At 58.4% G+C, this 8,835-nt stretch carries 11 protein-coding genes; 5 read left to right on the plus strand and 6 right to left on the minus strand.

The genetic code is table 11. The annotated features are described in order from the left end of the window. Positions 1–314: histidine phosphatase family protein (locus A3754_RS00575; RefSeq protein WP_197468340.1), on the plus strand; the 314-nt coding region annotated here is incomplete at its 5' end. Between the two features lie 162 nt (positions 315–476). On the opposite strand, the gene cobU is transcribed toward A3754_RS00575, so the two are convergent. The 4 genes from cobU to moaB form a co-directional block, all read right to left on the minus strand. Continuing rightward, positions 477–995, minus strand: coding sequence for a bifunctional adenosylcobinamide kinase/adenosylcobinamide-phosphate guanylyltransferase (gene cobU, locus A3754_RS00580; RefSeq protein ID WP_063518562.1), 519 nt, complete (start codon positions 993–995; stop codon positions 477–479). Beyond that, entirely contained in the window at positions 995–1,573 is a 579-nt protein-coding gene (locus A3754_RS00585) for an alkylphosphonate utilization protein (RefSeq protein ID WP_063518563.1), read from the minus strand. The genes cobU and A3754_RS00585 overlap by 1 nt, the downstream gene beginning before the upstream one ends. A gap of 87 nt (positions 1,574–1,660) precedes the next feature. Then, positions 1,661–2,902, minus strand: coding sequence for a gephyrin-like molybdotransferase Glp (gene glp, locus A3754_RS00590; RefSeq protein ID WP_082904740.1), 1,242 nt, complete (start codon positions 2,900–2,902; stop codon positions 1,661–1,663). 32 nt (positions 2,903–2,934) lie between these two features. Next, complete coding sequence (gene moaB, locus A3754_RS00595; protein WP_063518564.1) at positions 2,935–3,447, minus strand: molybdenum cofactor biosynthesis protein B; 513 nt, start codon at positions 3,445–3,447, stop codon at positions 2,935–2,937. A 318-nt stretch (positions 3,448–3,765) separates the two neighbouring features. Here moaB and A3754_RS00600 point away from each other — a divergent pair, with 318 nt between their 5' ends. Next, a complete protein-coding gene (locus A3754_RS00600; protein WP_082872422.1) occupies positions 3,766–5,130 on the plus strand; it encodes a cytochrome P450 in 1,365 nt (454 codons plus the stop codon). A 117-nt stretch (positions 5,131–5,247) separates the two neighbouring features. On the opposite strand, the gene A3754_RS00605 is transcribed toward A3754_RS00600, so the two are convergent. Next, complete coding sequence (locus A3754_RS00605; protein ID WP_063518565.1) at positions 5,248–6,078, minus strand: mechanosensitive ion channel family protein; 831 nt, start codon at positions 6,076–6,078, stop codon at positions 5,248–5,250. 176 nt (positions 6,079–6,254) lie between these two features. Here A3754_RS00605 and A3754_RS00610 point away from each other — a divergent pair, with 176 nt between their 5' ends. Together A3754_RS00610 and A3754_RS00615 are read left to right on the plus strand one after the other, a co-directional pair. Beyond that, on the plus strand, positions 6,255–6,896 hold the full coding sequence (locus A3754_RS00610) for an MBL fold metallo-hydrolase (RefSeq protein ID WP_063518566.1): 642 nt from the start codon (positions 6,255–6,257) through the stop codon (positions 6,894–6,896). 3 nt (positions 6,897–6,899) lie between these two features. Beyond that, on the plus strand, positions 6,900–7,433 hold the full coding sequence (locus A3754_RS00615; protein ID WP_063518567.1) for a mechanosensitive ion channel domain-containing protein: 534 nt from the start codon (positions 6,900–6,902) through the stop codon (positions 7,431–7,433). Positions 7,434–7,786: 353 nt separating this feature from the next. On the opposite strand, the gene A3754_RS00620 is transcribed toward A3754_RS00615, so the two are convergent. Continuing rightward, positions 7,787–8,470 (minus strand): hypothetical protein, encoded by a 684-nt coding sequence (locus A3754_RS00620; protein ID WP_156496640.1) that lies wholly within the window; start codon positions 8,468–8,470, stop codon positions 7,787–7,789. A 159-nt stretch (positions 8,471–8,629) separates the two neighbouring features. Here A3754_RS00620 and A3754_RS00625 point away from each other — a divergent pair. Beyond that, positions 8,630–8,835: BPTI/Kunitz domain-containing protein (locus A3754_RS00625; RefSeq protein ID WP_197468341.1), on the plus strand; the 206-nt coding region annotated here is incomplete at its 3' end.

Raw genomic sequence — 8,835 nt, forward strand, 5'->3', positions numbered from 1 at the left:
AGGAATACGGCGATCATCAGGCCAACTTCTGGCGCGATGCAGAAAGCCACCCACCGAGCAATGCGGAAACCGTTCAGGATTTTCATCAACGCATTGGTGAAGCCTGGGCGCTATGGCAGGAAACGCTGAAAGGTCAGCGCGTGCTTTTGGTTTGCCACGGCGGCGTCATTCGCATGGTGCTGGCCCACGTACTGAGCATGGCCCCCAGCAAAGCCATGGCCGGGTTTCAGGTGCCCTACGCTTGCCGCTCACAAGTACGGATTGATGACACCGAATTTGGAACCTTGAGCTGTCTTATAAGGCACGGGGGATAAGTTGAAAGTTAAAAGTTGAAACGCGGACAAGACCCTGCCACTTTAAAGGCGTATTACCCGCGATTGATGGTCTATATTCGCGATGCAAGCATCGCTTCCCACAACCATCATCGCCGGTTTTCCTTTTCAACTTTGAACTTTGAACTTTCAACTTTTTACTGCTTAACCTTTCAACGTCTGCGCAATCCCCGCCACCGACAACACCACCCTATCGCATTTTTTTGCCAGTGACTGATTCAGCCAGCCCAGCTCATCCGCAAAACGACGGGTGAGTGGGTCCATGGCAATGGTCCCCAGCCCCACTTCATTGCTGACGACCACCACATTGCCGGGATACTGCCCCAGCGCCCCAAGAAAACTGTCCCGCTCCCGGACAAACGCCGCGTCCCCGGCATGCAGCAAATTACTCACCCACAGGCTCATGCAATCGACCAAGACACAGGGAACCGGTGACAACGTGGCCTGGCGGTTAAGCAAGGCGCCCAGATGCAACGGCTCTTCCACCAACCCCCAGCTCGCCGGGCGCCGCATACGATGGCGACGAATACGGTCGCTCATTTCACCATCACCGGCGGTGGCCGTCGCCACATACACCACCGGATCGTGTTGCTCACTGACCAGGTTTTCCGCCAGTGAACTTTTGCCGGAACGAATGCCGCCGAGAATCAGACTGTGCGGCATCAGTTTTTCTTCACGAACTGGGTCAGAATCACAATACGCTGGCCTTCTACGCGGCCTTCGATGTGCTCAGGATTATCCTGCACCAGAGAAATATTGCGCACCGCGGTGCCACGCTTGGCGGTAAAATTGGCCCCTTTCACATTCAAATCCTTGATCAGCGTGACCGAATCACCGGCTTCCAGCACGGCACCATTGCTGTCGCGGTGCAATTCCCGCGCGTCTTCCGTCTGGCCTTCACCGGTGGCCTGGGCCCAGGCCAGGGTGTCGTCATCCAGGTACAACATATCCAGCAGGTCCTGCGGCCAACCTTCTGCCTGCAAGCGCGTCAACATGCGCCACGCCAACACTTGCACCGCCGGCACCGGGCTCCACATGCTGTCGTTCAGGCAGCGCCAGTGGTTGGCGTCTTCATTACCCGGGTTATCCAGCTGGGTCTGGCAGGTTTCACATAACAGCACGCTCTGCTCGGCAGTGCCATCCGATTCCGGCGGCACCGCATACACCGCCAGGGCATTACCCGCACCACACAGTTCACAACATGAATCGGCACGGGCAAGCAACGAGGATTCCAGGGTCATGTAGCACTCCTTTATTGGGCGCGCAGTATAGCGGATTTGATGGCTGCGGAGCGGGACGTAGTGGTTTGGTGCCCGACAACACCCGCACTACCCCGCCAACAATCCTGAAAACGAAAAAAACGCCAACGTATCGCCCGGCGATACCGTGCCGCCCACCGGCACCACCGCCAGGCCGTCGGCCCAGACTGCAGAACTGAGCATGCCGGAGCTCTGGTTGGGATGTTTTTGCAGGGTCAGCTGGCCGGAGTCAGACACGCACCGCACGCGCAGATACTCCTGCCGCCTGGCCGGTTTGTTGATGGCGAAATCCACAGGTAACGGCATGGCGGTTGGCAACACCACATCGGCACCACAAGAGCGCCGCAGGGCGGGTAACACCAGCATCAGATAACACACCAGCACGGCGGACGGATTGCCCGGCAAACCGAAAAATGGAATGTCATCAATACGGCCGTAAGTAAACGGTTTACCCGGCTTTATCGCCAGCCGCCAGAAATCCAGTTCGCCATGTTCCGCCAGCACCGCACGCAGGTGATCCTCTTCGCCCACGGACACGCCGCCGGTGGAAATAATCACATCCGGGCGCTGCGCGGAATCGGTGAGCAGCCGGGTCAGGGTATTGCGAATAATGCCAGGATCATCGGGCAGGTGCTCGCGCTGCACATTCACAAACCCGCTTTGCTGTAACAGCTGCATCAGCTGCGGGCCATTGCTGTCGAAAATTTTTCCCGGCAGCGGTGTTTCTTCCGGCGACTGAATTTCATCACCGCTGGTAAGAACCAGTATCCGCGGCGCATTCACTTTCACCGCCGCGACGCCCACCGAAGCAATCAGGCCCACCGCCTGGGGCGTGAGCCGTTCGCCACGCTGCATCACGACCTCATTGCAGTGGGCATCCTGCCCCGCCGGACGAATATTCTGCCCGGCCGTGACGCTGGCCTTGCCCGGCAGCCGCACCCGGGTTTCGGCGATTTCGCAGTCTTCCTGCATCAATACGGTATCCGCCCCGGCGGGTACCGGGGCACCGGTAAATATCCGCGCCACCTGCCCCGGCGCCAGGGTNACCGGCGCATCCCCCGCCGCCACGCGCAGCGGCATGGGCCGGGTCAGCCCCGGCTCGTCCAGGTCCGCATGGCGCAGCGCCACACCATCCACGGCGGCGTTATCAAACGCCGGCACATCCACCCGGGAGGTCACCGCCTCAGCCAGATACTGCCCCTGACAATCCGCCAGCGGGATCTCCCGGACCGCCCGGAAGGGGCGCGCCGCATCCAGCAGGCGCGCCAACGCCTCTGCCACCGGCATCAATGTCTGTTTGGATTCCTGCACGTTTCCTCCATGGTGCCGTCATGGCGGCAGTTTTATCGGCGCACCTGGGCCACAAAATTACAGGGACGGTGGCGGGCATCCAGCTGCTCAGCAATGATCCGGTCCCAACCGGTGGCGCAGGCATTGTTGGAACCAGGCAAACAGAAAATCACCGTGCGATTGGCCAGCCCGGCCAGGCAGCGGGACTGGATGGTAGAAGAACCGATGTCCTCCACGCTCACCTGACGAAACAGCTCGCCGAAGCCTTCGATGTGCTTGTCGAACAGCACCGACAGGGCTTCCGGGGTGGAATCCCGACCGGAGAATCCGGTCCCTCCAGTGGTGAGAATAATCTGGATGTTCTCGTCGGCAATCCAGTCCGATACCACCTTGCGCAGCTGGTACACATCGTCCTTGACGATCTGGCGAGCAGCCAGGGTATGGCCCGCGCCTTCCAGGCGCTGCACCAACAGGTCGCCAGAGGTATCGGTTTGCGGGGTGCGGGTATCACTCACCGTCAGCACTGCCAGCGCCAGGGGCTCGAACTCAGCCGCAGGTTTGGACATACACATTTCTCCTTAACAATGCCGCAATGCTAGCACGTGCCATGCCAGGGCGGCTGGACAGCACAGCACGATTTGACCGTTGCCGACAGCCTCTGTTCTGCATTACATCCGGGGGGTAGATTCAATGGACCCGTTTCCATGGTCTCTGCGTGGATGCATGGCGCATGAATTTGCTGCCACAGGACATTTTCTGCAAGAGAGATGTAGTGGGTCTACTTCCGATTAAAGAAGGTGTTCTGTGGCAGTGAAGGCTTGTGTCAGGCGCCGCGCAGAGACCATGGAAACGGATCAATACAAGGTGTTTATCGGAGAACAGTCATGAACCGTATGGAAGCTGCCCAACAAGAGGCCGCAAACCTTCCTCGCATGCCCCAGCGAAAGCTGGAAGACATACCGGGTGATTATGGCTGGCCTCTGCTTGGCTCTACGGTCCCTTTTCTCAAGGACTATCACAAGATGGTGACGGAACTTGCCGACAAGTACGGCCTTGTCTTCAAAGGCTCGGTGTTGTTCCAGCGCGGGGTCACCCTGCTCGGGCCGGATGCCAACGAATTTGTACTCAAGGATCCGGAGCATGCGTTCTCCAGCCGCGCCGCCTGGAACCCGATTCTGGAAAAACTGTTTACCGACGGCCTGATGCTGCGCGACTTTGCCGACCATAAATTTCACCGCCGCATCATGCAGCAGGCGTTCAAGAAGCCGGCACTGGCCAGCTATCTGGAACGTATGAACAGCCATATAGGCAGCGAGATAGAAGGCTGGCAAACCGGAGAAACCCTGAAGTTTCTGGATCACATCAAGGCGCTGTTACTGGACGTGGGCGCACAAATCTTTTTTGGCCTGGAGATGGGCCCGGAATCCGACAAGGTGAACCAGTCCTTTATCGACGCCACCGACGCCTCACTGGCGGTGGTGCGCCTGCCAATCCCCGGGCTGCTGTGGCACCGCGGCATGAAAGGCCGCCGCTACCTGGAAAACTTCGTTACCGGACTGATCCCCCAGAAACGCGCCAGCGATACCCCGGATTTCTTCAGCGAACTGTGCAAGGCGGCCGACGAGGAAGGCGGCCTTTCCGATCAGGACGTGATGAACCACATGATCTTCCTGTTGTTCGCCGCCCACGACACCACCACCAGCACCCTGTGCTCCATTATCTACATGCTGGCCAAACACCCTCACTGGCAGGATGTACTGGTCAAGGAAATGGAAGGGCTGGGCAAGGACACCCTGGACTATGACGACCTGGGGAAAATGGAAAAAACCGGCTGGGTATTCCGCGAAACCCTGCGCATGCGCCCGGCACTGACCACCTTCCCCCGTCGCACCGTCAAGGATGTGGAATACCAGGGCTACTCCCTGCCCAAAAACACCATGGTCAACGTGTCCACGCTCTACACCCATTACATGGAAGAATACTGGAGCAACCCGACCACCTTCGATCCAGAACGCTTCAGCGACGAACGCGCCGAACACAAGAAGCACTTTTACCAGTGGGTTCCCTTCGGCGGCGGCCACCACAAATGCCTGGGCCTGAACTTTGCCGAACTGCAGACCAAGACATTCCTGTTCCAGTTCCTGAGACGTTACCGCGTCAGCGTCAAACCCGGCTACGAACTGCCTACCCAGCAGGTCCCGCTGATCATGCCGAAGGATGGATTGCCGGTGGTACTGGAGAAGCGATAAAACAGTTTCGAGTGACGAGAAGCGAGTTTCGAAAATCCGAACCTATTTTGCTCTTCGCTTCTCGCTTCTCGCTTCTCGCTTCTCGCTTCTCGCTTCTCGCTTCTCGTAACTTAAGATTTAAGATTGCTGAAACAAATGCACATCCCGCTGCGGGAACGGAATGGTGATGCCCGCCTTGTCAAAGGCGTATTTCACCTGCTCGAACAAACCGAAATACACCGGCCAGTAATCCTCCGAATTCACCCACACCCGCGTCAGCATATTGATGCTGCTATCGGCGTGGGCAGAGACAAAAATATTCGGGTCGAACTTGTCACCGCTGAGGATACGGTCGTCATTATCAATGACCGTCTGAATCGCGGCCCGGGCCTGCTCGATGCTGTCGCCGTAACTGATACCAAATTCGATATCCACCCGCCGCTGCGGCTCCACAAAAATATTCTTGATGCAGCCGTTGGACATGAGACCGTTGGGAATCACGATGCGTTGGTTGTCATAGGTAATCAGGATGGTGTTGAAGATCTGGATATCCCAAACTCGCCCGGTATATCCCTGCGCCTCGACAATGTCCCCCAGGCGGTACGGCTTGAAGAACAGAATCAGCACCCCGCCGGCAAAGTTGCCCAGGCTGCCCTGCAGCGCCAGACCCACCGCCAGGCCAATGGCACCGAGCATGGCAATAAACGAGGTGGTCTCCACCCCGACCATACCCGCCACAGCCACCAGCAACAGAATTTTCAACAGCACGTCGATAAAGCTGGTCATGAACTTTTGCAGGGTGTCGTCCACCGCCTTGTGGCCCAGCACCCGGTTCATGCCCTTGATCACCCGCTTGATGATCCAGAAGCCGACCACCAGCGTAACCATCGCCAGCACCACCTTCGGCAGATAGGCCATACTCAGCTCGATTGCCTTGTCCAGATACGGCTGGATTTGCTCCATATCCATGATTCCCTTCCTTAGTGAGTTATGTAGACCGTTAAAATACCACCAAGACGTCAGCCGCAAACCGTCACTACATCAGAATTTGCCAATATTTACCCTTGCCCCATTGCCGCAGGGGAATGAATCCCCCGGCGGATTAACGCTATACTGCGGGCACATTTTCCACCGCACAGACAGCCATGAAATACGCCATCCTGCCGGTCACCCAGTTTCAGCAGAACTGCTCTTTCCTGAAGTGCGAAGCCACCGACAAGGTCGCCATCGTCGACCCGGGCGGTGACTTGAACCAGATACTGGCCACCCTGAAGCAGGTGGGCGGCACCCCGGAGAAGATCCTGGTGACCCACGCCCATCTGGACCATGTGGGCGCCGTGGCCGAGCTGGCCGAAACTTTGGGGCTGCCCATTGAAGGCCCGCACCGGGATGACCAGTTCTGGATCGACATGCTGCCCCAGCAAGCGCAGATGATGGGCTTTGCCCCTTCGCCACCGTTCACCCCGAACCGCTGGCTGGAAGGCGGCGACACCGTCACGGTGGGCAGCACCCAGCTGGAAGTACGCCACTGCCCCGGCCATACCCCCGGCCACGTCGTGTTCTATCAGCGTGAAAGCAAACTGGCCGTGGTCGGTGATGTGCTGTTCAACGGTTCTATTGGTCGTACCGATTTCCCCAAGGGGGATTTCGACACCCTGATCACCGCCATCAAGGAACAGCTGCTGACTCTGGATGACGACGTCGCCTTTATTCCCGGGCACGGGCCCATGTCCACCATCGGCCACGAACGCACCCACAACCCCTTTGTTTCAGGCAAGCACGGATAGAACATGGATTCAGTAGTAATGAAATGGGGACTCACCGTCGTCATCGCGATTCTGGGTTGGGCCCTGTCCATCCTGCTGCGCGGCATCACCAAGCGGCTGGGTCGCCGCCGCAATTACTCCCGCGCCCGTATCTTCCAGACAGCGGTGGTCATCAACAGCGCCTGCCTGATTATCGGCCTGATCGCCATTGGCGTGTTGTGGGGATTGAAAGGCGACGGCCTGATGGTGTTTGCCACCTCGCTGATGGCACTGCTCGGCGTGGCCCTGTTTGCCAGCTGGTCCATGCTCAGCAACGCCACCGCAGCCATCATCCTGTTCTTCAGCGCACCCTACAGAGTGGGCGACCGCATTCGCCTGCTGGACGGCGACAATACCGTCACAGGGCAGATTCGTCACATGGGGCTGATCTTCATCACCATTCAGGATGAGCTGGGCCACCGTTACACCCTGCCCAACAACCTGCTGCTGCAAAAAGCCGTGATCCGCCTGCGCGGCGACACCCTGCCCCGGGATCAGAAACACATGCGGGCGGATTAACGGTCACAACGCCCGGCTCGTGCCCCCCTTTGGCCCACCCGGCACAAAACATTCTCGCTGCGTTCCATTCGCCCCCTGTAGGAGTTCCCTTCCAGGGGACGAACCGAGCGCAGCGAGGCGGCAAGCGCCCAGGTTCCACCCTCGGCAGACAGGCTTGAAGTTGGTAAGAAGATGGATCGTACTGCGAACGCTGTGCGGTTCGCACCCTGGAAGGCGTTTATTCGCTGCGCTCGGCTCTCAACAGGCTGTTGATCATTGTAGGAGGCTGCTTGCAGGCGAACCGGGTTGGCCAGATCAAAGCCGGCATTCGCTTGCAAGCAAGCTCCTACAGCAACTCCGTAGAAAACGCGTCACTACATCCGGTAGCCAAAGCTCAGCATGTACTGGGTACCATCGTAGGGAAAATCCGCGATGGCATCGTTAAAGTCCATCTCTACCGTTTGTTCGCGCACCACAAATCCAAACTCGGATGTGCTACCCACGGAAAAGATCAGCCCCAGCGAGGCGTAAGCCCCATAGCCAAAACTGAAATCCCGGTCATCCCCGTTAACCACCACCGCCGTACTCAGCGGCTGGGGGTAAGGCCGATCCTGCTCCTGTTTCAGGGAGCCCATCAGCAACATGGGGCCACCGGACAAAAACAGCCGCGCTCGGTCACTGAAATTGATATCCCCGTAACCACCCAACATGGTGCCAAACAGAAACATCTCGTTGTCCACCTTGATATTCACGGTGGCGCCACCATTCACCACCCCCGAATAATTCACCGAATCGTTCTGCCAGCTAATCACCGCACCGCCCTCATAGCCGTAACGGAAACGGTCGCCACCACCCAGAATCTTCTGCACCCCGCCGGTGAAGAACGGCAGATCATCGTAGTCCCCATCCAGCGTGGCGCCATTGGCGGTCACCGTGGTGTCCTCATCATTCAGTTGCAGCTTGCCAGCCTGCAGGAACATGTATTGAGCATCCTGTGCCCAGGCCGGCACCGCCAGCAGCCCGCCCACCAGGCTGATAATCCGCAATCCTTGTCTCACCGCTCTTCCCCTGCGCAACACGTTGACAGCACCAGCATAGTGCAGATTTTCCACCGAGAACATGAACCGGTTACCGCCGCTTTCAGAGTCCGGTAAAGTAGCAGCAACGGAGAATACCCGGCCCCACGGAGGGAACCGGAAACCCATAAAGGAACTGCCATGCGACTCCTGCTGCTTCCCCTCATTACCGCCCTGATTGCCGCAGCCGCCCTGCTCAGTGGCTGCCAGAACAATCAGGAACCCGGCACCGCCGCACTCCCGGATGCCTGCTCCCAGCCACCGGAATCCGGCATGTGCAAAGCCGCATTCCAGCGCTATTACTACGATGCCGACAGCGGCAGCTGCCAGGCCTTTATCTGGGGCGG

The organism is Alcanivorax sp. HI0083, assembly GCF_001635175.1.

Coding starts and splice junctions, on each gene's coding strand:
- cobU (WP_063518562.1), bottom strand. CDS start 995: ATGCCGCACAGTCTGATTCTCGGCGGCATTCGTTCCGGCAAAAGTTCA.
- A3754_RS00585 (WP_063518563.1), bottom strand. CDS start 1,573: ATGACCCTGGAATCCTCGTTGCTTGCCCGTGCCGATTCATGTTGTGAA.
- moaB (WP_063518564.1), bottom strand. CDS start 3,447: ATGTCCAAACCTGCGGCTGAGTTCGAGCCCCTGGCGCTGGCAGTGCTG.
- A3754_RS00600 (WP_082872422.1), top strand. CDS start 3,766: ATGAACCGTATGGAAGCTGCCCAACAAGAGGCCGCAAACCTTCCTCGC.
- A3754_RS00605 (WP_063518565.1), bottom strand. CDS start 6,078: ATGGATATGGAGCAAATCCAGCCGTATCTGGACAAGGCAATCGAGCTG.
- A3754_RS00610 (WP_063518566.1), top strand. CDS start 6,255: ATGAAATACGCCATCCTGCCGGTCACCCAGTTTCAGCAGAACTGCTCT.
- A3754_RS00615 (WP_063518567.1), top strand. CDS start 6,900: ATGGATTCAGTAGTAATGAAATGGGGACTCACCGTCGTCATCGCGATT.